The sequence below is a fragment of the Pseudomonas sp. AIG genome (genome assembly GCF_977020205.1).
The window spans coordinates 1-453 of the sequence record NZ_CDROCK010000145.1 but is presented as its reverse complement, the minus strand read 5'-3'; the positions used below and the strand labels follow the sequence as shown (position 1 = coordinate 453).

1 protein-coding gene is annotated in these 453 nt (G+C 58.9%); it reads left to right on the top strand.

What is annotated here, in order from left to right:
* Positions 1-453, top strand: a 453-nt coding sequence (locus tag ACWR1S_RS30920) for a calcium-binding protein (RefSeq protein WP_454566149.1), incomplete at both ends; no start/stop codon positions are given.

The following is a 453-nucleotide window of genomic DNA, read 5'->3' as shown; positions in this document are numbered from 1 at the left end:
GCCTGACTTACGTCGGCACCGGCAACTTCGTCGGTTACGGCAACGCGTCGGACAACATCATCACGGGCGGGGTCGGAGCGGATACCTTGTCGGGTGGGGCAGGTGCTGACCAGTTCATTGGTGGCGCCGGTAACGACATCGTGAGTTATGGCGACAGCCCTGTGGGCGTGACGATCAACACCAAAACCGGGGTGAACTCCGGGATCGCTTTCGGTGATACATACGTCGGTATTGAGTTCCTGCAAGGTTCTGGCAGCAACGACACTTTTATCAGCGGCGAAGCGGCGGATCAGTTTTTCGGTTCGGGCGGCATGGATACGATTGATTACTCCGGTTCGTCCAGCGGTGTGACGGTGAGTCTGGTGGGTGGCGTGGCTGGCGTGGGTGGCGATGCCCAGGGCGACAAGCTGTGGGAATTTGAAACGGTCATCGGCTCGTCTTTCAATGACGTCC